The 22,850-nt window shown below is 59.5% G+C and carries 19 protein-coding genes and 3 pseudogenes; 9 read left to right on the top strand and 13 right to left on the bottom strand.

Features of this window, described 5'->3' with window-relative positions:
• Window positions 1-13 precede the first annotated feature (13 nt).
• The gene (locus BQ8482_RS31375; protein ID WP_077378844.1) at window positions 14-172 is read left to right on the top strand and encodes a DUF3309 family protein; all 159 of its coding nucleotides are present in this window, start codon (window positions 14-16) and stop codon (window positions 170-172) included.
• A gap of 253 nt (window positions 173-425) precedes the next feature.
• On the opposite strand, the gene BQ8482_RS31365 is transcribed toward BQ8482_RS31375, so the two are convergent.
• On the bottom strand, window positions 426-1,109 hold the full coding sequence (locus BQ8482_RS31365; protein WP_244603066.1) for a transposase: 684 nt from the start codon (window positions 1,107-1,109) through the stop codon (window positions 426-428).
• A 475-nt stretch (window positions 1,110-1,584) separates the two neighbouring features.
• Between BQ8482_RS31365 and BQ8482_RS40200 the strand changes: the two genes are divergently transcribed.
• Complete coding sequence (locus BQ8482_RS40200) at window positions 1,585-1,716, top strand: hypothetical protein (protein ID WP_280113299.1); 132 nt, start codon at window positions 1,585-1,587, stop codon at window positions 1,714-1,716.
• Window positions 1,717-1,777: 61 nt separating this feature from the next.
• Here BQ8482_RS40200 and BQ8482_RS40800 read toward each other — a convergent pair whose 3' ends face one another.
• From BQ8482_RS40800 to pdxR, 5 genes are all read right to left on the bottom strand, one after another.
• On the bottom strand, window positions 1,778-2,008 hold the full coding sequence (locus BQ8482_RS40800) for a hypothetical protein (protein WP_425293537.1): 231 nt from the start codon (window positions 2,006-2,008) through the stop codon (window positions 1,778-1,780).
• A gap of 343 nt (window positions 2,009-2,351) precedes the next feature.
• Entirely contained in the window at window positions 2,352-3,194 is an 843-nt protein-coding gene (locus tag BQ8482_RS31345) for a TIM barrel protein (protein WP_051068991.1), read from the bottom strand.
• A 552-nt stretch (window positions 3,195-3,746) separates the two neighbouring features.
• A complete protein-coding gene (locus tag BQ8482_RS31335) occupies window positions 3,747-4,376 on the bottom strand; it encodes an FMN-binding negative transcriptional regulator (protein WP_008871987.1) in 630 nt (209 codons plus the stop codon).
• Window positions 4,377-5,097: 721 nt separating this feature from the next.
• Window positions 5,098-5,820, bottom strand: a complete 723-nt coding sequence (locus tag BQ8482_RS31330; RefSeq protein ID WP_008871990.1) for a B3/B4 domain-containing protein — start codon at window positions 5,818-5,820, stop codon at window positions 5,098-5,100.
• A 184-nt stretch (window positions 5,821-6,004) separates the two neighbouring features.
• Entirely contained in the window at window positions 6,005-7,543 is a 1,539-nt protein-coding gene (gene pdxR / locus BQ8482_RS31325) for a MocR-like pyridoxine biosynthesis transcription factor PdxR (protein ID WP_077378828.1), read from the bottom strand.
• A gap of 68 nt (window positions 7,544-7,611) precedes the next feature.
• On the opposite strand from pdxR, the pseudogene BQ8482_RS31320 reads away from it, so the two are divergent.
• From BQ8482_RS31320 to BQ8482_RS31310, 3 genes and pseudogenes are all read left to right on the top strand, one after another.
• A pseudogene (locus BQ8482_RS31320) lies at window positions 7,612-7,908 on the top strand (PLP-dependent transferase); the annotation flags it as partial.
• A complete protein-coding gene (locus tag BQ8482_RS40425) occupies window positions 7,836-8,060 on the top strand; it encodes a PLP-dependent transferase (protein ID WP_123151117.1) in 225 nt (74 codons plus the stop codon). The pseudogene BQ8482_RS31320 and the gene BQ8482_RS40425, both read left to right, overlap by 73 nt.
• Before the next feature lie 40 nt (window positions 8,061-8,100).
• Window positions 8,101-9,004: pseudogene (locus BQ8482_RS31310) on the top strand (dihydrodipicolinate synthase family protein).
• A 287-nt stretch (window positions 9,005-9,291) separates the two neighbouring features.
• On the opposite strand, the gene BQ8482_RS31305 reads toward BQ8482_RS31310, so the two are convergent.
• Window positions 9,292-9,540, bottom strand: a complete 249-nt coding sequence (locus tag BQ8482_RS31305; protein WP_077379103.1) for a DUF982 domain-containing protein — start codon at window positions 9,538-9,540, stop codon at window positions 9,292-9,294.
• 623 nt (window positions 9,541-10,163) lie between these two features.
• Between BQ8482_RS31305 and nodU the strand changes: the two genes are divergently transcribed.
• The gene (nodU, locus tag BQ8482_RS31300) at window positions 10,164-11,849 is read left to right on the top strand and encodes a nodulation protein NodU (protein ID WP_123151116.1); all 1,686 of its coding nucleotides are present in this window, start codon (window positions 10,164-10,166) and stop codon (window positions 11,847-11,849) included.
• A gap of 154 nt (window positions 11,850-12,003) precedes the next feature.
• Here the strand turns inward: nodU and BQ8482_RS39780 are convergent, their stop codons facing one another.
• The 3 genes from BQ8482_RS39780 to BQ8482_RS38795 all read right to left on the bottom strand — a co-directional run bounded on the left by BQ8482_RS39780 (window position 12,004) and on the right by BQ8482_RS38795 (window position 15,419).
• Complete coding sequence (locus BQ8482_RS39780) at window positions 12,004-12,435, bottom strand: hypothetical protein (RefSeq protein ID WP_244603065.1); 432 nt, start codon at window positions 12,433-12,435, stop codon at window positions 12,004-12,006.
• A gap of 211 nt (window positions 12,436-12,646) precedes the next feature.
• On the bottom strand, window positions 12,647-14,941 hold the full coding sequence (locus tag BQ8482_RS31290) for an ATP-binding protein (RefSeq protein WP_174654455.1): 2,295 nt from the start codon (window positions 14,939-14,941) through the stop codon (window positions 12,647-12,649).
• A complete protein-coding gene (locus BQ8482_RS38795; RefSeq protein ID WP_208867901.1) occupies window positions 14,904-15,419 on the bottom strand; it encodes a hypothetical protein in 516 nt (171 codons plus the stop codon). The genes BQ8482_RS31290 and BQ8482_RS38795 overlap by 38 nt, the downstream gene beginning before the upstream one ends.
• Here BQ8482_RS38795 and BQ8482_RS31285 point away from each other — a divergent pair.
• Both BQ8482_RS31285 and BQ8482_RS39775 read left to right on the top strand, forming a co-directional pair.
• Entirely contained in the window at window positions 15,405-15,734 is a 330-nt protein-coding gene (locus BQ8482_RS31285; RefSeq protein ID WP_083918308.1) for an isocitrate lyase/phosphoenolpyruvate mutase family protein, read from the top strand. The two genes, BQ8482_RS38795 and BQ8482_RS31285, sit on opposite strands and share 15 nt — an antisense overlap.
• 579 nt (window positions 15,735-16,313) lie before the next feature.
• Window positions 16,314-16,562, top strand: coding sequence for a DUF6074 family protein (locus BQ8482_RS39775; protein WP_008872004.1), 249 nt, complete (start codon window positions 16,314-16,316; stop codon window positions 16,560-16,562).
• A gap of 659 nt (window positions 16,563-17,221) precedes the next feature.
• Here BQ8482_RS39775 and BQ8482_RS31275 read toward each other — a convergent pair.
• From BQ8482_RS31275 to BQ8482_RS31265, 3 genes and pseudogenes are all read right to left on the bottom strand, one after another.
• Entirely contained in the window at window positions 17,222-17,974 is a 753-nt protein-coding gene (locus BQ8482_RS31275; RefSeq protein ID WP_077378813.1) for an acetoacetate decarboxylase, read from the bottom strand.
• A gap of 541 nt (window positions 17,975-18,515) precedes the next feature.
• Window positions 18,516-18,779 (bottom strand): annotated as a pseudogene (locus BQ8482_RS39770) (ribbon-helix-helix domain-containing protein); the annotation flags it as partial.
• Between the two features lie 396 nt (window positions 18,780-19,175).
• Window positions 19,176-21,317: a S46 family peptidase gene (locus BQ8482_RS31265; protein ID WP_244603064.1), complete on the bottom strand. Its 2,142-nt coding sequence runs from the start codon at window positions 21,315-21,317 to the stop codon at window positions 19,176-19,178.
• A gap of 983 nt (window positions 21,318-22,300) precedes the next feature.
• Here BQ8482_RS31265 and BQ8482_RS31260 point away from each other — a divergent pair.
• A partial coding sequence (locus BQ8482_RS31260; protein ID WP_133254872.1) for an SOS response-associated peptidase occupies window positions 22,301-22,850 on the top strand: 550 nt, incomplete at its 3' end.

Below are 22,850 nucleotides of genomic sequence, written 5' to 3'. Positions count from 1 at the left end.
CCGGGAATGTCTCATGCCGATCAGCACCATTATCATCATCATCTTGATCCTTGTCCTCATCGGCGCGGTGCCGGCCTGGCCGCATTCGCGCTCCTGGGGCTACGGACCTTCAGGCATTGTCGGTGTGGTGCTGGTGGTGGTTCTGCTGTTGCTGCTGATGGGGCGGCTCTAAGCTTAGGCGTCCCTTTTCGACGTTGCGTTCAGGCGGCTTTGGAAACGCCGTTCACTGTTGCGATGCCGATATCTTTCAGAGCCTCGGCGACAGCCTGATCGAGCGGCGTATGCGGGACTTCGCCGATGATGCCTTCCAGCCGCGTCGAGACCAGCTGGTGCGGTTCGAAGCGCAGATAGGACGCGTAAACTATGAGCTCTCGGATAGCGCGTCGGACAAGAATTCTGGCGCTCCGATCTGCGATTCAGGGTTACTAAAGCCCGAGCTTCCTCTTCAGTTCCGCGTTCTCCTTGCGCAGGCGATCCGCGAGCAGGCTCTTCAGTCGCTTGTTTTCTTCCTCAAGCGCGACGAGGTCCTTCAGATCGTCACCAACCGGCGCAGGCGGCGAAGCTTTCTTCCATTGATAGTAGGTCTGTTCCGAGATGCCGGCCTGCTTTACGGCGCTCTTGTGGGTGTCGCCGCCACTGATAGACTTTTGGATCAGGGCGAGCATCTGGGCGCGCTCCTTTTCAGAGTAGGTCTTACGTCCGGCCCGGACGGTCGCTGCTGGTGCTTCCTTCGCCTCGGACGCCGCGCTAGGGGCATTCTTCCGAGCAGCCGGCCTGGGCTCAGCCTTCGCCTTCGGCGACCGTTTGGCCTTCTTCTTTTCAAGCGTCTCCAATTTGGCTGCCGGTTGCGTTGCAGTTGTTACTGGTTCTGCGTCCAGGGGATTTGCCATGAGATGCTCCGCTCGCGGTTTGTGCATGTGTTCAGCATCAAGCGCTACGACGCTTGAGTCAACAAGGCGACGATTTGGCAACTCCATCTCCTCGAGTTCCCTTCTTGTTTCGGCCGTTGCTGCGGTGAGATCGACATCGCCCCAGATCGAACGACTCCGTTTTTGAGAACTGCGCTTCTGTCTGATCTCCACCGTGAATGCCCGGGGCTGCCGCCTCATAGGTAGTTCCTTGTTGAACACGAAATTGCGAAGGAAGTCGCGGCAGACGACGATTGAAGGTCCGGCCGCTTCTTCTGTGGTCGAGCTATATGCATCCGACCGCCCGAGCAAGCCCTGCTGGCGGCGCACACCCCCGAACAGACCGGGTGTGAGCCCCTAAGAGCAAGTGGCTATGCCATCTCTCGGGATCGACGAGGTGGTGGATTTCCCGCAGCATGCAAAAAACCATCTCCCGCATCTTCGATGTTACATCGATGGCAGGCATACGAACTGAAAGAAGCCGCTCAAGAGCGCGACCCAATCTGCACTGGCAGTGCTGCGGGTCGCGCCCTGGGACGGGGTGTAGCTCGACGGTGGAGAAGCCGCTCGCGAGCGCGCCCTCAACAGCGCGGTAGCGAGCGAGCGGCGTAGCGGGGGTTATCGATGTTTTTCGGTAGGGTTGGGTTGCTGACAACCTGATTCGAAGGAAGCACCGATGACCAACATGATGGACCTGCGCGGGCTCGTGAAGAAGATCCCGACGCCGATCAATGCGCGAGATGATCGGCTTTGCCGCCGAGCGGCTGATGGAGATGGAAGTGGGCGCGGCGGGATGACTTACAAATGAGAGACGCGAACCCCCAGCTCGGTGCCGAACTCCTGCGCGAACAGCTTCTGTACCATCAATTTTAGCATCCTAAAGGATGGAAGCGTCCGGCTGGAAACAAGCATCTTCTCGAGGGCGGCGTTACAATAGCTTCGGCAGCGTAGAAGGCTACCCGATCGATCTCTTTGAACTGAACCACAGCGGCTGAAAGGCAGTGTTGAATCGCCCCACTTGCGAGCTTGTTGGTGAGCTTGATCCGGTTGAGGCGCTCCTCTTCAACGGTCGCTATTACGTGTCCGTCTCGGACGAGCACCACAGCACCATCGTGCAGAAATGTATTCGCAAACTCGAACGGTTTTCATAGACTTTGTCTAAGAAACGCCAAATTGGCTCGGCGCAAGCCCGCTTCGACTTAGAACGGCTACGTTATGCTTCGCCCCCTGCGATCCCAATCAGACATCGTCAAACTCGAAAGTTCGGATAGCCCGCCGGCCTCAGCATCAGATCCAACCTTCGCCTTGCGGATCCATCGAACTGCCGCGGCCGCCCAAGGCGGTCCAATGGCCAGTCCTGACAATGGTGATCCGGCAAGCACCTGCATGAGCGGGACACAGGAGCGATCTCGAATGACTTCTCCGCTCAATTGCCTACGCGAATTAGACCGGCACTCGCGTGAGTAGCCCGTGTCGGATGAGATCGATGCTGGCGGCAAATGCGCCTGCAGAGTCATTCAACGCGTGGACTTCCTCGACGAGCTCAAGAGAAAAGGGACCGGTATAGCCGCCATCAAGTAGCGCCCGGATCTGGCTGCAATTGTCGGAACCTCCCACGATGCGATCCGGATGAATCCAGAAGGTTGGATCGTTTATGCCTGAAACGTGCACCAGACCGGTCAGATCGCAGAAGAAGGACGTCTCGCCGGCGAGCGTGTGGTGGAATGTATCGTGCACAAGCCGGAAGACGGACTGGCCATCAACCGAGGCTATAGCGTTAGCCGCTTCGTTCTTCGATCGAAGCGAGGAGGTCTGGAAGCCAAGCGGTTCGATGAGCCCAATCAGACCCCGCGACTGAAGTATCGGCTTGAGCGCCTTTAAGGCGACGCGGAGATTGCCTGGGCGCTCGCCATTGGCGGACCACGAACCGTCGTTCACCGGCACCAGCATAAGCGCCTGGGCGCCACAGGCGGCCGCATAATCGGCGAGCTTGCTGGCCTCGGCCTTGCGGGCGGGAGTCCATTCGTTGAATCGCTGCAAGGCGTTGACTGAGATAATCGTGATGCCTGCTTCGGCAGCGGCAGACCGGACATCCGCCGGCGGATTGCCGCGCACAGCAGCCTTACTGCAGGGATTGTTCCGGATTTGCACGTCGGTCAGACCGAGATCGCGTGCGAGCGCGAAGAACGTCCCGACATCAAGCCCGGGCGTCGCCATGTGGTCGAGTGCAAACCGAAGTGTCGCCTGGCGCACGGAGTGGGTTTCCTTCATCAAGGCGGCCGCCATTATCGGGTGACTGGCTTCTGCCGTTTGTTGATTTACGACGCCGAACTGATCGGCATAGGAAGGCGAGCCAATCGAACTGACCCGCTCTTTATTCACACGATTGTCTCTCATTGTGAGCCGACTTTCACGCAACGGATACTACCGCGCCTCTTGAGAACATTGATCTGCCAGGCGAAATGACCGAAGATGGCTGAAGGCTATCCAGCTGCTTCCACACAGTAAGCGCCAGCCCGGAAAGATGCCGCGCCGATCTGGAGGCAAACTGATGTGGCAGGCTGCTTCTTCGTAGCGAGGCCGATGCCCAGCGCGATCATAGCGCCTCCCCGACCTTCCCTCAGGCTCTGGATCCATCCAGGACTCGCCGCCGTGCGGCCTTGAAACAAGCGCAACACGTCGGCGAGCTTGTTGAACGCAATCGGGGCGACCGCCGGCGAGACTGCGGGCGACAACATAGAGTCTCCGCGGACCGGGCGTTATGGCGAGCACGAAGGCCGCGGCAAGGTCTAGGGCGAGTTGGGTTAAATCTGGCATGGTGGTCGATACCGACGAAGTTTATGTTGCTATGGGGATGAGAGAGGCGACCTCACGGTCAGATGCCCGCTCGCTAGAAGAAAGGCCCGCAGCCACTCCGGCGCGGTCGGCCGCGCTCCGATTCTGGCTCATCTTGCGCTTGCCCTCGATCCTCGTGATCGGCATGCGCAGGCCCACAATTCCGCGGAGTTGCGCCTGCACGAAATCCGGCGGCGCGTCCGACACTGCCCAAGGCGAGACGCGCCCACCCTCGTGGTGGTCGGTCAGGCGATGCACGGCGGCCAGCAGCCTACCCGTATCCTCGAAGAACTCGACCGGGCCATAGGCGTGGACGGCGACGTAGTTCCAGGTCGGCACAACCTTCCCGGTTTCCTGTTTGGCCGCATACCACGCCGGGGTCACGTAAGCATCCGGTCCCATGAAGATGGCCAAGCCATCGCATCGCGGCGGAACACGGCACTGCGGATTGGCCTTCGCGAGGTGGCCGTAGATCACGCCGTGCTCGCCCTCGCTTTCATCTAGCAAGAGGGGCAGTGGTGAGGCGAAGAGTCCTTCGGCCGTGGCGGTGACGAAGTTCGCCAGCGGCGCTGCGCGGATGCTCGCTCGCAGGAAATCCATATCATCATCTCGGAAGGCCGGAGGGGTGTACATCGGGGGAACTCCGTGTGTGCGTTGCAGGTTAAATACTGGCAATCTGGCCCTCTGGAAACAGCCAGTTTGTTGCAATTGAAGCCGTCCAGTTGGTGAAGTGGCATCGCGGGACGCGGCGGCTGGCTGTTCCCGGGGCAGCACGCGAGACCGACGCTGCAGATCCATCGGATCGTCGCCGAGACAGCAAAAGCGCCAACACCGTCAAAGGGCCCGGCCGGCACACGCTGCGTCACAGCTTCGCCACCCCTGAAGACGGCGCCTACCTCGGCCTCACCCAGGTCCTGCTGGGGACGCAAGCTCGACACGCGGCGGTCTACGCAAGCTCGCGACCCGCAGATATGCCGCTTGCGGTCCGCTCGAGAAGTTGGCCTTTTCAAGGAGGCGGAGAGTTCGCCCGACGGGTGAGCGTTCGGCATCTCGATCGAGATCGCCGATATTTTCCGTGCTGCCGGCCTGCCTATCAGGTCGCGCATGCAGGCCAGTTCAGCCTCGGCAGTTGAAGTTGATCAAAGCACCAACCCGAAGGGGTGCGCAATGTTTGGACCGTGGCTACGCTGGGTCGATTCGGTTTATGAAGTGGCGCATCTTCCGCTGGCCTGCCGAGTACGAAATGGCGAGAGGCTTTACCTCCTGTCGACCTTCGCAGCCCCAGGAGGCCCGGACCGCAAAGGAACGCACTGGTTGCGAGCGAACCGATCATACATCCGGACGGGCACGTTCCTCAACCGACCCGCATGTCGGAACTGGCGACCGAGGCTTTAGCGGTGGTGATTTCCTGTTTGTAGACCTTACACCCTGGTGCAAGCTCTCTCAGACCGCTCACGAGCATCTTAGCCGCGCCCTCGAGCGCTTCTTCCGGCATCGCTGCCAAGCTTTCCAAAATAAACCACATGCGGCCGCCCACCGTCTCCAACCGGGTGCGCGTGCCCTGCCGCCAGTTCCAGCGGCGACATGTAGCTCCCAGATCGTCGCGCCAGATGACCTCCCCCTTGGAAGGGCTTTCAACGACCGCGTCCCCATTCAAAACAGTGTGGAAGGACTCCGTTCCTACGGCAATCGTCAGCCGCGGTTTGCCGACATATGCATCGAAATTTTCGCCGCCAACGGGTATTGAGAAACGCAGGCTCACTGCATTGTAGAGGTCAACGATAGGAATTATTGATGGGATGCGGCCATCCTTCTCCACCCGTTTTTTCAATGCCTGCGCCGAGCACGGCGTCCGGTTTGGTTTCGCGCCGAACCGGACGTATGCCTCCGCCCAATTGGCCAAGTGCGCTTCTCCCCAGGCGGGTCCCCCCGCTCGGACGAAATCGCAAGCCTCTCCCAACACGTCCCGAGCCATGACGCCTCGCGCGCTGTCCTGTGCATCAACAAGAATGCTGATTGCGCGAAAGTCAGGTGCGATCTCTGCTATTTCTTCGTCGATCAGCGGAAAATCCAACAACGCTTTCTCCTTTAAGCAGGCCGCGACGGCGCCTTGCTTCCACCGGATTTGAGAGTCTCCTCAAGAATTCCCTTGCCCAGGTCCCAGGGTCAGAGTCCTGCCCGGGACCCGGACTGGCCGACAGAGCCAGTCCTGGCAAGTCTTGCTGATCCAGTCTGCGATCAATGCCGGCGCGACTCTGGGGTCACGAGCCAGGTCCGCTCGCTGTCAGGGCGGGTATTGAGCATCTTGCCGGATCCTCGGCAAAACTCTTTACCCGTTGGACAGCGCCAGTAAGGAGCCGAACGCCATTCTCGATCTGCCGAATGGTCAGGGCGGAATAGCCCATCACCAGTCCAATCCGGTCAGCGCGGCCTTCATCTCGGATGTACAGCGATGAGATCGGGTGGATGCCAACCCCGACCTGCCGCGCCTCTTCAACCAGGACGTCCTCCAGCGACCGAGAAAGATCCTTGAACCAAACGACGACATGCAGCCCTGCATCGGCCCCCTCGATGGCGATACTGTCTGCGAACGCGCGTCGAAGGACGGCAAGCAGTGCCTCTCGCCGCTCGCCGTTAAGACGGCGGACGCGGCGCACATGGCTTTCATATGCACCGCTCTCGATGAGTGAGGCCAGGGCCTCCTGTTCCGCAACCGGAGAATGCCTGTCCAGAAGCTGCTTGGCCATCGCAAAGACGTCTTGCAACTCGGCCGGAACCACCAGGTAGCCGATGCGCAGCATCGGCGACAGTGTCTTGGAGATCGTGCCAACATAGATTACGGAACTGCGGTCTTCCAGCTTATGCAGCGGGGGCACCGGTCGAATGTCGTACCGGTACTCGCCATCGTAATCGTCCTCGATAATATAGGCGTCATTGCGCCGAGCCCATTCGAGGAGCTGATACCGCCGCGAAATCGACAAGACGCCGCCGAGCGGGAATTGGTGCGACGGGGTGACATAGGCCAGCCGCGCTGGGATCTCCTGCAGCAGCTCGGTCTTCATGCCCTCGTTGTCGACGGCGACAGCGACGGGCGTGGCTCCTGTGCTGGCAAAGACTTGGCGCGCCATTCTATAGCAGGGATCCTCGATCACGAAGCTGTCGGAAGGATCGAGCAGCAGTCGCGCGCACATGTCGAGGCACTGCTGTGATCCGCTGACGACGAGGATCTGCTCGACCTGGCAGCTAAGGGTTCGGGCACGCCACAAATATCCCTGCAGCGCCTGGCGCAAGCGATGCGAGCCGCGTGGATCGTGGTAGGCCAGCCTTCCGGGGCTTTGTGACATCGCCGCGTTCATCGCGCGCTTCCACGTCAGCGCCGGGAAATCAGATGGCGCGAGGTCGCCATAACGGAAATCGACCTTGAAGCGGTTGGGGAGGTAATCGCGCCGTGGCGGACTGGCGCGCAGTCGCTCGCCGTAAGAGGAAAGGTGGATCGGGCCAGTCCGTTTCGGGACCGCGCTGGTCGCTTTACTGCGGACTAGCGAAGATGAAACGCGAGGTCTTGCGCCTTGAAAGACCTCGATGAAACCCTCGGCGACCAGCTGGTCATATGCCACGGTGACCGTGGTTCGCGACACACCGAGTTCATTTGCAAGGCCGCGGGACGATGGCAGCTGGCTGCCCGTTTCATAGATGCCACCCAGGATCTGCTCGCGAAGAGCTTCGCAGATCTGGCGCGCGCCCAGACCTTGCGAGCGAGCTGTCGACGCGGCAGGAGAAGGCTGGACCATTTCTTTCATCGCCAACTGGACGTTCCCTCCGAGTTAGTGTGACGGCATTGTCCTCGAAATCAAGAGGGCTAAAGCCGATGACCAGCGCCGAAGATCAGCTTGAAGCCGACGCAACAACAACGCCGTCCCGGAACGACGTCGATCTCGCATTCGCCACACGGGCCATCCATCATGGCTACGATCCGGCCGGCTTGTCCAATTCCGTTCAGACGCCTGTGTTTCTTACATCGACCTATGGATTTGAAAGCGTGGCAGCAAACGAAGCCGCCGCAGCGCTTGGCGGAAGACTCTACGCACGCGAATACAACCCGACGACCGAGGTCCTGGAAAAACGGCTCGCCAATCTCGAAGGAGCCGAAGCTGGGCTGGTACTTATCCGGCAAGCCTGACCCGCTCGCGCAAGTCAGTCCGCAAGGATGCGCATTTGCCTGACGGAGTCGGCGACGACCTCATGCGCCTGTCGGTAGGGCTCGAAGACGCCGCCGTTTTGATCGCGGATCTAGAGCAGGCGCTGGACGGGGTCTGATGCCCAACGCTTCACCCAATGTAATAACGGGAGCTTCAGCATGGCTTTCCTGAGCGGCCTTTCGGCCTTCCCAATAACGCCAACCGACAGTGACGGCGTCGTCGATGTCCTGGCGCTTCGAAAGCTGATAGCGCGGCTTTGCGCAGCAAAGGTGGATTCCATCGGCCTGCTCGGTAGCACCGGCACGTATATGTATCTGTCGCGCGCGGAACGCCGCCGGGCGATTTGCGAGGCGCTGGACGAGACGCGTGGACGAGTCCCGCTCGTGGTGGGCGTGGGCGCTTTGCGCACCGATGAAGCGGTACACTATGCAAGTGATGCGAAGGCCCTCGGCGCGGCTGCGGGGTTGCTCGCGGCTGTTTCCTACACCCCGCTCACTGACGACGAAGTTTTCGAGCATTTTTCGACAGTAGCGCGCGAAAGCGCGCCTACCGATCGTGATCTACGACAATCCTGGAAACACGCATTTTCGCTTCACGCCAGCGCTCATCGAGCGTCTGGGACAGCTGCCTGGGATCCTCGCTATTAAAAACTCAGCCGACCGGGGCGATGCAATCAAAGGCCAACTTGCGCACCAGAAAAAAATTGTGCCGAAAGGATTCTCGATCGGCTACAGCGGCGACTGGAACGCCACCGAGGCCCTGATCGCAGGCGCCGATACATGGTACAGCGTCCTCGGTGGCATCTTGCCCGACCCCTGCCTGAGAATGGTCAGAGCCGCTCAGCACGGCGACTACACAGAAGCACATCGGATCGACGCCACCCTGGCCCCGGTGTGGGAGCTTTTTAAGACGTTCTCGAGCCTTCGCGTCGTCTACGCAATCGCCGAGCTCCTCGAAATCTGTTCCGCCGAGCCCCCACGGCCAATCAAGCCGCTTTCCGCTGCCGCGAAGTGCCAACTCGCCGGCGTCCTGGACCGTCTAGGATCAGGTGTCGGATCGTAAGCCGCGCGACTTCATATCGCCGAGGGAAAAATGTACGCACCGACCCTTTCGATGGGATTAGCCGAGATGTTCTCCATAATCTGATCGGAAACAATGCGCGCGGCGTGCTGATCGCCGATGGGTCGACAGGTCTCGACGCCAATCGCATCCTGTTCGATTGGCAGAACGTCTTATCGGCGAGGGAGGTAGGCTGCGTTCCGGGCCGCCAACGCCTACATTTCTCCGGAAGAGTATTCGGGCCAGACGACTTCCACTCGAAGCACCAAAACCTTGATGTGCTACAGCATTCAATCGCTGCGAAGGATCTTTGCTTCAAGCGCGGCTGCCACAAAAGCCCTTCGAGCAGCTGGTGGATGGGCCTCACCACGCAATACCTGCAGACAAGCGTCCATCGCTACCCTCCGTTTCTCGGTCCGATGATGAAGGTCACGGATCAGGATAGCGGCCGCTTGGTTGACATCGAATACGATACGCTCAGAACTGTGGCGGCCAACCTGAACAACGACCGCCCTCTCAAATCTGTGCAAGCCGGTCATCTCTCCGCCCCCAAGGCGATATCCGTCAATAGGACCCCGCTCGTCTTCTTTGCCGAGCCGACCCGGTACCACTGCATCTATGAGCCGAGACAATGCCCGTTTGACCAACCCCGCGCTAGCCTCACACGCGCTTAGCCGCTCTGATCCGCTGCCGATCTGCAGGCGGGATCCGTCGATGTCGGAGGTTGTGCCGCCAACATGACGGCGCGATTCAAAAAGGCGAATTGGGCGCTGCCCTCGCCATCGAAAATCTTGTCGATAGAGACCTAAAGAGTAGCTTGATCAGGGAAGGCTCTAGCGCGACACCTTCGTGCTCAGTACGCGCACGCTCGGTGCCTAGGGAGCGCGGACCTCCTGTGGCGCGGGTGATGCGTGACCGTGCACATCGTTGCCCAGCGGCTTGCGGTGGCCAGCCCTTGTTACTGTGCCGCACAGCGCTGGTGTCAGCCATCTTGTTCTAAATCACGCGGCAGACCTTATCATTCACCGCGCGGATGCCTCACATCCAAACAATCTAATTTACCGGTTCCTCATGATCCTGCATAGCGCAACATCAAAACCCACGGCTATGTTTTCCAGCCGTTTCTGCGGTTGCACCACGGTCACCTCGACAAGGATCTACTATGCGCATTTGCGGTATCAAGCTGACGCACGACGGGGGAATCGCTGTCGTGGAAGACGGCAGATTAGTCTTTTGCATCGAGCAGGAGAAGCTCGACAACAACCCACGATACCAACATATCGAGCGGCTTGAGACGGTCGTCGCCGTTTTGGCGGAAAACGGGCTTGCTCCGCGCGATATCGACCGGTTCGTCATTGACGGATGGGACGGTGAGATCCAGTCGGAATTCCAGGTTCTGAGTAAGGGCTCCCCTATCACTCTCAACGGCGCGCCATATGTGGAGCGGGACGCCGAAAATCCCCTGACAGCCTATCAAGGTTCCGGTCTCATGCTCGACAGGGGGGTATTTTCTTATGAAAGCTACCCGCATGTTCTTGGGCACGTAGCTTCCGCATACTGCACCAGCTCATTCGCCAAAGCAGAGGAACCGGCATTTTGTCTGGTATGGGACGGCTGCATCTTTCCGCGGCTTTACTACGTCGAGCCAAGTGGAGTCCGATTTGTTGGGTGCCTGTTTCCGATGATAGGCCATGCCTATGCCGCCGCGGGCCAACATTTCGGTCCTTACAGGCAAGAACTGCGGACTGGCTGGAATCTCGGTATCGCCGGCAAGTTGATGGCCTATATCGCGCTCGGTGTGGTCCATGAACACATCATGAATGTGTTTCAGGAGCTTTACGACTATCATTTCGCCGGGGATACGGACCTTGCCTTTGGCTACAGGAACAACAGCCACAGTGAAGACGCGTTACTCACGGCTGTGCACGACTTCTTCGATGCAAGCGCGTCGCGGTTAATCGCCGAAACGCCCGAGGACATTCTTGCTTCCTTCCATGCCTTCGTAGAGCGTCTTCTCGTCCGGGGGATGACAAGCACGCTGCGTGGGTACTCGGTTCCCGAAACCCGAAACCTGTGCATAGCCGGCGGATGCGGGCTGAACATCAAATGGAACAGCGCCCTTCGGGCGAGCGGTTTGTTCGACGCAGTCTGGGTGCCGCCGTTTCCAAACGACAGCGGATCGGCGATCGGTGCCGCTTGCTGCGCGCTGGCCGCCGATAATGGTTTCGTACATCTCGACTGGTCAGTCTACAGCGGGCCAAATGTGAGCCATGGCAAGGTTCCGCCTGGTTGGCAATCTTCTGCTTGCAGCCTGAAAGAACTTGCCAGCGTGCTCGCCGACAACAAGCCTGTGGTGTTCCTTGCAGGCCGCGCAGAGCTTGGTCCACGTGCTCTGGGAGGCAGAAGCATCCTGGCGGCCGCAACTTCGCCGGAAATGAAGGACCATCTCAACAAAATCAAAGTTCGAGAGCACTTCCGGCCGGTAGCGCCAATATGCTTGGAGGATCGTGCACCTGACATGTTTGACCCCGGCACGCCGGATCCTTACATGCTGTTCGATCACCGAACCCGTTCGGAGTGGAAAGACAAAATCCCCGCGGTCGTCCATCTCGACGGGACAGCGCGACTTCAGACTGTTTCGAGAACTTCTGAACACCCAATTGCAGAACTTCTGATGGAATATGAGAAACTCACGGGCATTTCGCTGCTCTGCAACACGAGCGCAAATCTCAATGGACGTGGTTTTTTTCCGGATGCAGCTGCCGCCTGTGAGTGGGGATGCGTAGACCACGTTTGGTGCGATGGGTTGCTGTTGACCAAGACAGGTGCAAGTCAATTCGAGGGCTGAGCGATCTGCGCCACGTTCCCGTGGCGAACTGAGTTGCCGCGAGCCGAAGTGTGGAAAGCGTTCGCTGGCAAAGGAAGCCCGCCAGGGCGACAGAGCCAAGGGCGGCGTACGACTGCGGTCGGCAGGAGCGCGCGCTGGTGGGTTTGGCAGGGGGCTATAGGGGACCGACCACGCCTTCCATTAGAAAGGCTCCCAGCGCACTCATCAATGCCTCGGCGGTTTCCTTGTCGAGTTGCAGTTCGACCTCATCATCGTCATCCGTGATGAGCAGCAAGGTGCCTTTCAGCGGGTTGCGCGACGTGACCAGCACATCGTCATCCTGGAACTCGACTTCGCGGGCCATAACTCCGACCTCCGTTGCTCGAGTCAGAATGACGCACCAGCCGCAGTAAAGAAAGCATTGAGCGATCCTGAGGCGCGGCGAATTTCGTCGCATTACCTCGATGGTGAAGGCGATAAGCAGGCGGGCATTATTGAAGATGTGGTTGGCGTCCGCCTCTCCATCGCAACCAAACCATACTCGGTTCGTTGACCTACGCTGGTTGATCCCAGCCCACTCCAGACCCTGGCGCATCTTCATCGACATAAGGTCGAATGGTCTGCGGCGTGTTTGGGTCGAATGCCGACTTTCAGCCTTCGAGTGTCCGAAAAATGTCCACATATTTCGGACCAGCATGGCTCTGGCTAACTTGCTACCAACAATACAAGTAGCTGCCGAGCTCGACGTCGTAATCAAATGTTTGGTAGCGCAAAACGCCCTCATGGACGTAGAGCGGTTACGACACAATCACCCATTGCTATCTAAGTTCGTGAATCGCTACGCTCGGCACGACGGCCTTGGCGATCTCACATAGGTGCTGGTGATGCGTAAGATAGATCACCTGACCGGCACTTGCCATTTCGCCAAACAACCTGAAGACCTCCTCGGAACGGACATGGTCGAAGGTTTCCATGATGTCGTCTGCGATGAAGGGCACGGACGGCCGAAACTGCGCAAACTCGTAGTACCCAGCAAGCCTGAGCGCCAGATAGAGCTGAAAGCGCGCGCCCTTTGATAGCGCGTCGGCGACCTTGGATTGTCCATCGCGTTGCAACGCGATGAGCACTTCCCCACCCTTCACAGGTTGAGTTGTCAGGCCAGAATACTGGCCGCGCGTCATGAGGGCGAATGCGTCTGATGCGCGCTCCATCATCCCGGAGCGGTGACGCTCGCGGTAGAGACGCAGAGCATTTCCAGCCGACATTATTCCCAATTTCAACTCGATATAACGGACGGCCTTTTCCTCGATTTCCAGAAGGACGGTGCGCCGTTCGGCATCTATTCGGGCAACAGCACTGTCGCCGCCAATGGCGTCCAGCTTGTCGGTCGCGCGCGTCTGTCGAATGAGCTGCTGGCGTATCGCCTCGTCAGAAGCGTGAAGCCTTTGTTCGGCCTCAGCCTTCTCGATTGCAAGACTGTCGAGATCGACAGCATCTAATATCGAACGCGCCTGCTCGAACCCTTCCACCGCGAGCTCGGACGAAACCTGTTCCTCAAGTTCGGCCACGGTTGTGCGCAGGCGATCCCTGTCGCGCAGCAGTTCGTCGCGTTGCACGACTTCGGATAGCGTGGCCACGCCAAAGACGCTCAGGACCTCGTTTTTGCGGCGCTCATGTGCCGAAATCTCGGCATCGAGGATCTCACGCCCATCCTGCAGGCGCTGCAGGTCATTGACGAGGCTTGCCTTGGCCTCGCGCGTGCGCTCGGCGCGTTCCAGGCGCTCGGCAAGCCGAATCGCCAGCTGTTCCGGTTCGTTGTCGTCGGCCGCCTCGCCCGCTTCGGCTGCAACGGCGGTAACCTCAACCAGGAAATTGTCCCTGTCGGCTTCCATCTTGTCGATACGGAGTTGCATGGCGTCCCGGTCTTGAAGACATTTGGACAGTTCAGCCAATTGATCGAGGACGCCGCCGACGCCGGGCGCCGAGATGCCGTTCTCGAGCCAGGTGCCCTTGAGCGCTTCGGCAACGCCGGCTAGCCATTCATCCTCACGCCGCTCTGCGACTTCGATGGCTCGGCGCCTGCCGGCCAGATCCTCTTGCCTTGTGCCAACGGTCTTGAGCGCCTCGGTGCGCTCAGCGTCCACTTTGAATTGCCTCTCAAGGAACAGCTCTGCCACCGCCATGACCGTTTCCAGGCTGTCACCAGGATCTGAACCGACGCCGACGCTCGCCAGCGCGCCGCTCAGCTCCAGGCGTATTCGGCCTTCCTCATCAACCGCGCGCTCGGTCTTCTTGCGGGAAAGCTCGATCTCCTCCCATGCCGCGAGCGCATCGACCCGGGCAGCAATGCGATCCTCGATCATTTCGATCAGCTGTTCGGGGGATGTTTCCTGGCGCGGTCCGAGCAGGTCTCTTGCCGCTGCGCGAATTTCCAAGAGCACAGCCTCCCGATCTGAGCCGTTGCGTGCAAGCTGGTCGCGCGCATGCGCGATGGTGGCCGCGGTTTCTGCGATGTTCCGGCTTGTGCTACGGATCTCAACGAGTTCCCGGGCGTTGGCCAGACGGCCTTCCGCGACGCGGTCGTCTTGAGCCAGTGCTGCCGCAAAATCATCCGCCGTATCGCCAGTCAGGTCATCGCGATGCCTTGCCCAGGACTCGTCCCGGGCACGCCGAATGACGTCCGCCGCATCATCGTCGGTGACATCGACCGAGGCACGAAGGGCTTCCAGCCGCGCCGAAAGCAAGTCGTGATTGCCTTGGTGCTCGGCAAGACGTTCGGAAAGGACACCCCTGCTCTTCCCGAGCTCTGCTGCCAGCGCCTTCCATGCGCCAAGCTGTCCAGCATTCGGAATGGCGATCCTGGCCAATGCCTGAGCATCGCCCGACCAGGGATGCAAGCGCGTGATCGCGGCCTCCCATCGAATTGTACCCGCATCCGCGGCCTCGCGTGCCGCCTTGGTCTCCTTCATGTACCCGCTGGCCTTCGCCGTAGACAAAGCCGAAACCAGCCTTGCCCTGGCAGGCTCGGGGACGGCCCGTTCTTCGCCGACCCGCTCGCGTGCCGCCTGAAGCGCATCAGCAGCAGCCGCGGCCTCCTCGCGCGCAACGCGCACGCGTAACGATCCCGGATCGCTGCTCGACCATGGTGCGCACAGCGCCTATGGTTGCCGCAGGCAAGAGCAGTTTGGCAGGGTGTGGCTCGGAGGACCTTCCAAGAGCGGCAAGGCAGGTCGCCACGGCATTGTGCAGGATTTGCAGCTCCGTCCTGCGACTTGGCAGGTCGAGGCCGGCCGAGACGTGGCGCACCTTGCGGTCGGCCAGGGCGCGAACCCGTTCGGAAATCGCAAGGATCACCGCGTCCACGTCGACCGAGGCGATTTTCGTCGTCACCCGTTCGAGCTCTTCCACACTCGAGAACAGCCGCGTTCTCAGACTGGCGTCGACCTCGATCATGTCGGCGACACTGCCGGTCCAGGTCCGTGACGGTGAAGCGATCTCAGGCAACTCGGCCAGTTGGGCTTGCTTGCGCCGGATATCGGCAAGCGCGCAGCAGCCTATGAAGCGGCCGGCGCCGACATGATCCTCATCCACTCGAAACAGAAGGCGCCGGACGAAGTTGAAAGCTTCGTGCGTGCCTGGAGCGGCAAGGCGCCAATCGTGATCGTGCCGACTGCGTATCCGGAGATGAACGAGGAACGTATCAAGGCGCTCGGCAGGATCGCGATCGTGATCTATGGCAACCACGCGATCCGCGCTTCGGTCACGGCGATGAAGGATGTCTTCGCGCGCATCCTCAAGGATCGCGGCATCCACAACGTCAACCGAGACATCGTTTCCGTCGAGGAGGTGTTCCGTTTGCAAAGGATGGATCAGGTCAAAGTCGACGAGGAACGCTTTCTGGAGTAACGGCCGACCGAACATTGTGTCTGACTCTGACCAGTGGATGAGCTATCGCGATGACGAAGCGAGAAATTTGCCGGCTGCGGGAAGTCGTCCAAGCCGACATTGGCGCGATGAGGCCGCACGGCTGATCGCTGTCGAGGTGGAACGCATCCTGCGAGGTGGGAACGTGCCGATGACAAGAGAGAGACATTGGATGTGGCGGAAAGGCTGGCTGGCCACGTACTTGTGGCAGTTTTGTCGCTTCCTTCGGAACACCAGTGCGCAGGCGCGTCGCTGCTTGGTCAAGATAGACGGTGTTCCAATGAACGATGGCGCTGACGAGATTTGAGACCGGAAGCGCGGAATGCCTTGGCTCTAGTGTCCCATTGCACTTAGTCGGTGGATGCCGTTTCAACGACTGACCTTCGCGAACCACCTCCCTTTTGCAACGCTCAGGTTGGCCCTCAGACTGACAGCTCAACCCCGGATTGGGCAGTAGTGGGGCCCTTGTTCCACTGATAGGCACTTTGCAAAATTGCGCTGATAACTAAATCTTTTAACCCGCCAATGCTTATTTGCGAGGCTGAAGGCGTGAGGTGATCGATGGGTGAATCAAATATAATCGCGTTTCCGCTGCATCGTCGGCGGAAATTGGTTGAAGGTATCGCGCGGGTCCTGGAATCCAAGAACGGGGAGGACGCGAACGCGTTCTGGCGCAGCACCGTCAAGACAATTCTCGTCCAACTGTCCGAATCAGGAATTGGACCGGGGCTCGCCGAACAGGAAATTGGAATGCTTCTCCGTTCTGTCTTACGCGACATAGCCACCCGGTCTGCGAAACTGGCACGATAGCATCGGCTCGCGAGGAAGGCTTGCCGTGTGAGAACCCCGGGGCCAGGAAAGACCCTCGACCTAATCCTGTTGCCCGGCACGGCGACGCGAGCGCAGCAAGCCGATGAGTAACTTCGAACATTCGTGGCGATCGGCTCAACGCGGACGAGTCCGTGCTGTTCGGGCAACCTTCCTGCGACCAAGAGCGAAATGGAGCGAAAACGGCCATTATCGCCAGCATCGGGTCGATGCCGCTGAAAAGTCGATTCTGTTTTCTTGATGTTTGTCAGGAGAACGGACGATCATGGCTGGTCGCCGATGCCAAATCGGGGAAGCTCGGTTTCGTTTTCTGCTGCTCGGCAACAGGAACTCTTGAATCCACAGCTTTCACCAACTCCATTTTTACTGACGCGTCGCCCCGCGCTATAGACGCCGCGACATATACAGCGCCCCTCGCAGAGTGGGGCTGTGAGCGCGGGATTCTGTTACGAGATCCGATGACTCCGATCTAGCTTTACGAGGTGGGCTCATCGTCATCGCAACAGTCGTCGCACGGCCACACCGTCCGCGAACGGCACACCGAAAACTTTCCGCAACGGCTTGATGCTGCTTCGTGAGAGCCAACTTTCTTTGTTGCCCGACCTACATGCTGGTCATTTCTGATCACCTTGACTTCGGGTTCACGCCGCCTGCGGTTCGGCCAGATAGTCGTGAACAACTGTCCCGAGGCCGAGTGTCAGATCCGCGATGAAATGGGCGGCTGAAACGACCTCCAGAACCGGCAGTTCTGCAATCGGCGCGAGTGCATGCGACCGTAAGTCCAAGCCTGCGGGAGCACCCCATGCGCCCTTCAATGTCACGTCCTCCATCTTAAGGCGTACCAACTCGCAGACGCGCAGGCTGCCATCGACATGCGGAATAATCTTCAGGAGGAATGTCGGCTGACACAGTGAGGCCAGAACCTCGCTGTGGTCGAGCGCCCAATGTTTAAAGCCCATGGTGCCTGTTGCGATCCGGACCGGGCCGTAGTCGAGGGTGCCGACCAGTGTGTCTCCATAGACCTCTAACGCAGGATGTGCATATTTCTTCGGGAATCCCCACAACTCACGGCCACCCAAAATTGGCGGTCCGTCGTCCAAATACATGGCATGCGAATAGCCGCCGATCACGTCGTTAAACCTAACGGGAATGACCTGGCCGGACTCAATATAGCTCCCGAAACCCGCAGAGTCGGGCATGCGAATGAACTCAAACTTTACCAAGGGATCATCGAATTCGAGTGGCTGAGGGACTACGGCGCGTAGCCGGTCGGGGTCCGTCCGGTAGGTGATGATAAGGTACTCGCGGTCCACGAAGCGATATGGCCCCGTAGGGTAGGCGGGGCTTGTAAGCGGCATCGAATAGGCTTGGGCACGCACATCTTTGGATTTCAAGGCTTCTACCTCCCCGGTGAGCGCTGCATCCCGGATAAGGACGCTTACACTACTAAGATCTGCATGAACCTCGCAAGGAGCATGCCAAGGCGGTAATACTTTGATTGATTGATATTTTTTCAGGTTTGCTACAACGGCCGCTCAGCTATTAGGTCTGATATGTCCTCTTTTGTAAGCATCCTGCCATTGTGGCATCGGCGACACAGGTATCGCCTAGGGCTTGTGTATATGCGCGAGTTTACAGAGGCTTCGAAATAAGCACCGACCGGGTCGGGCACCTCTGGGCACCATTCCTATCCCCCTGCAGATTTATCCCGTTCCACGAGGGGCGCATCAATGCCAGTCGAGCGAATTACAAACGGTTCGACGCAAACAAGCATTCACCGGCGGAGTCACCAGCTAGGGAAAGAGTCTGCCCAGCGTTCCGCTTGATCCAAGGTCTAGCGACCGAGCAAATTCGTGTCCGCGCGCAGGTGCAAATGCTCCACCTGCGCCCTCTCGCCTTCACGCAGCTTCGCTTGAATTTAAGACGCTCGTGTGAGGGCCGGTAACCGCGCAGATAGAGTGCGCAGGTAGTCCTGAGCATAGACGCGAAGTTCGGGATATCTCCGTTGATCTCGAGTGCCTCGTCACAGAGCTTGGAGATAAATTTCGTCGTTGACAGACCCTGGCTCTCGGCAATTTCGTCGAGAAGTGTCCAAAAAGCGGCCTCGAGCCGGATGCTGGTCGAATGGCCGGCAACACGGACCGAACGGTTGGTCTGGCGGTATCCTTCGGGATCCTGTCTCGCGTAAACCTTGCACATCTGTGGCCTCCCGTTCCTGTGGACCGCCGTTGTTCCTGTCCGGCGGTTTTCATTTCGGCATTTTCTCCACAGAAGAGCTGCATCGTCTTGTCTCCATTGCGAGGGAATAGTCGGTTCAACGCGGCTTCAGAACTCGGGTTGCTCGTTTTCGAGTAGACGAACAAGCGTTGCTCGGTGCGACTGCACCGAGTTACGTCATTGGACGGGTATGCCAAGGGGGAAACGGAATTGGCAACTGCTCAGGCGCTGGCGAACCTTCGAATGTTGCGCATGCGTTGGAGCGCCGGCCGATTCGAGCACGATCAACGATCGCTGTGGCAAGGTCACGTCAATGTCCCGATGTGCCGTTCTGGCTGGCTGACGCCGACTCGTTCGCCTACCGCCAGACTACCCCGCTCAGGAGCGCGACGCCGGTAGCACTCCCATCTCCTTGAGCAACCGGCTAGCGCCGTCAATCTTGTCCATGGTCCAGAGCATGAAGCGACCGTCGACATGGATGCTGCGGCTGCGGTCCGCGTTGCGCTCCCAGTCAGAAATTACGCCCTCGAGCGTGCCGTCGAAGGCGAGACCCACGAACTCGCCGCGTCCGTTCAGCGTCGCCGAGCCGCTGTTGCCGTTGGTGATGTCGGCGGTGGACAGGAAGTTGACCGGTAACGTGCCCAGCGCCGGCGCGACATAGGGGCCATAATCCTTGGCTCGGATCGCTGCGATAGCCGCATTTGGAGCGTCGAACTCACCCTTGCCCGTTTCTTTGGCCAGAAGTCCCTCGGCCGTGGTAAAGGGCATCCAGATCTGCCCGTCGCGTGTTCGCCCCGCCACCTTGCCCCAGGTGATGCGCAGCGAGCCATTCGCGTCGGGATACATCGGCCGGCCGATTGCCTGGCGGTAGGCACGCTGGCCGTGCATATAGATGGCGCGAGCCGCCTGGCTGCGTCCAGCGCGGTCCTTCGCAGCGTGCTTCGCAGCTATGTCGCCGGGATAGAGCGCGACCGCCAGCTTGATGAAAGGATCGTCCGACGCCTCGAAGGCAGCAGCGGGCTTGCCGAGCCAGCCGAGCCGCGTTGCCGTGTCTGCGAGTTTGGTGTCTGCATAAAGTCGGTCAAGGCCAATTTGGTCCAAAGTGGTTTCGAACGCAGTATCGCGGTCCTTTGCGTCCAGCCGGCGATATTCATCGAGCGCAGCCTCGAACAGCTTGCGATCGATGACGGGCAGATAACTGCGTTCGATCTGCGTCAGTTGATCCACGGTCTCGTTACGGTCACGATCTTGAAAGCCGCTTTCGCGATCTTCATCGGGCTTCTCGTGCTCCTTCGCCCAGCGATAGAGAGTGCGTGCCGATGAGAGGATTTGCGCGCGGTCCAGCAGCGCCTGGCGCAGCCTCGCCAGCGAAGCCCGGCTATTCTCGCTCACCATCGCGTCCAGTTCGCGGATTGCTGCGTCGAAGCGCGTCTGCCGTACGGGATACTTAGTGACCCAGGCGCGAAAAGCTTTCTCCTCGTTAGCCTTGCGCCCGTCGAGGCCGATCGCGTCGGCGCCGGCAAGATCGCCCGCCAGCTTCTTCTTGTAGTTTTCCACGCCTCGCAGGATGGAGGTGTAGCGGATCTGCGCTTCGCGATTGCCTGCCGTGGCTTGCTTGATCTGGGCCGCATAATCCGACAGCAAATGCTGCAACAGCGGTTCGTAGTGCGCGAAGTTGAACCGGACTTCATCCGCGGTGAGGAACCGATTGGTTGCTCCGGGAAAGCCGGCGACCATCACGAAATCGCCTTCTTGCACGCCTTTAGAGGCGATGCGCAGCCAGTTCTTCGGCCGGTAGGGCACGTTGTCGCGCGCATAAGGCCGGGAGGAACCATCAGGGGCGACATAGGCGCGATAAAAGCCAAAGTCGCCTGTGTGGCGCGGCCACATCCAATTGTCCGTTTCGCCGCCGAAGTTACCTATGCCGAGCCCGGGCGCATAGACGAGGCGCACGTCCTGAATTTCGAGCTTCTGCTGGAGATAGTAGGAGGCGCCGCCATAATAGGACCCTACGTCGCAGCGGCGATTGGGCTGTTCTTCACATGCGGCGATCAGCGCCTTGCGGTTCGTGTCGAGCCGCTCATAGCGGGCAAAGCCGTTCAGCTTGTCCGATACGCCCTTGAGCATGTCGGCGGTCACATCCGGCATATCCTCGATCACATAGATGCGGCTGCCGGGCACCGCGGGTAATTCCTCACCCAGGCTCTTCGCCAGAAAGCCGTTGGTGAGATAGTCTTGGCTCTCCTTGCTGTTGTACTGCATGGATCGGAACACGCAGTGATGATTGGTCGCGACCAGTCCTTGCGGGCTGACGAAGGAGGCGGAGCATCCGCCCAATGATACGATCGCGTTGAGCGGGGCAGCGTCCAGTCGGCTCAGCTGCGCGGGATCGATCTGGAGCCCATCCGCGCGCATGGCCGCGCCCACTTCCGCAGTCTGGGCCGGCATCCACATGCCTTCGTTCGCCGATGCAGCGGTGGCCGTCCAGAGCAAGGCGATGGCGCTTACCCGAGCAACCATTTCACATTCGCAGTTCATACTGGTGTCTCTCCCATTCTGTCTACTGTTCTCCGCCGACTGGATCGATGGGCTATCGGGCTGGCTGGCGTCCGCCAGCGCCTGCGCGGCTGCCACTGGGTGAAGACTGAGTGGACGATCAACGCAAAAATCTGGATGACGCTCCCCTCACATTCTATCGGTTCCGTGCAACGTTTGCGGATCATCCGTTGCACTAATCGTGCCAAAGGAATAAAGCTTTCAATGACCTGAATGGTAAGCTGCCGTCCATGTCCGACCCCCGACATTTGGTTGTAGACTCGACACCCTCGTCCTCGCTAGCGACGAAGCCCGCTGCCGAACGGCCGTCGCTGGCCATTAATTGTGAGAGTGCGTGCTATCGTTTTTGTTAAGCATGCGGTGTTGCGCGAGGGCGAGGGCGCGAGGAATGCCCGGAGTTCCCCTGGCCGAAAATCCGCTCGGCGCTTAGCGACAATCGTGCGCATACCCGGCAGACTATGCCGGAGCAGTGGGTTCGAACCGAGCGGCGTCCCAAGCTCTTCACGCGGCGGGCTCGCTGCTGTTTCCGTGCTGTATCTGGGTCGTGTGCGTGACCGACTGCTACCGGTGAAAGCCTTTCCTGGCAGTTGCAAACGTCTGCGTCTGCGGCACCTAGCCGTAAACGCCGAAGACCAGGGATCTGATGCATTTCCTTGCTGGCGTTCGCCGATCGGGAAGTGGAGCGACCGATCTGCGAACATCTGAATTATTATCGCCGCTGGATAGGCGCCGGGCGGTTCAGGAACTGCTCAGCCCGTTCCACACTGCCTTTTATGCGATTTTTGAGGCACAAACCAGAACACTGCGGCGCAGGGGTATTGATTTCCAATCGCCACTTAGTCGGCTGGGCATGTTCCGAAATGAGCGCATTGGGGCCGATAGGGGACCGGCAGGTTTCGGTTCGATCGCGGTGCAATGCGATCGGACGGAGGACAGACGGAGGACCGATGTGCAATGATTATCGATTGACGGTGGATGTCGCTTCGATCGTGGAGGACTTTGCCGACCTGAAGATCAAGATCCGCTTCGGAGAAGGAGCGCCGAACCTCCAGGCGCGCGAGGACATCAAGATCACGGACGTGGCGCCGATCATCAGGACTATCGAGGGCGTCCGAGGCGAAGGCGACATGGTGCAACGGCGCTGGAGCTGGCCCGGACCGAACAAGCGGCCCGTCTATAATTTCCGTTCAGAGGGCCGGGAGTTCTCGTCGAACCGGTGCCTCATCGTGGCGGACGGCTTCTACGAGTTCACCGATCCGATCGACCCCAAGAAGAAGCGAAAAGACAAGTGGCTCTTCACAAAGAAGGACGAGCCGATCTTCTGCATTGCTGGAATCTGGCGTGACACGCCGGAGGTCGGCGAAGCCTTCACCATGCTGACGATGGAGCCTGGGCCCGATATCGCGCCCTATCATGACAGGCAGATTGTTATCCTCGATCGCAGCGCGTGGGCGGATTGGCTCGACCCTTCGGTGTCGGCGAAGTCGCTGATCAAGG

It is taken from the genome of Mesorhizobium delmotii, assembly GCF_900149755.1.
Classification (GTDB): domain Bacteria; phylum Pseudomonadota; class Alphaproteobacteria; order Rhizobiales; family Rhizobiaceae; genus Mesorhizobium; species Mesorhizobium delmotii.
Note: the sequence above shows the minus strand (reverse complement) of the source record. Positions and strands in the feature narration are given on the sequence as shown.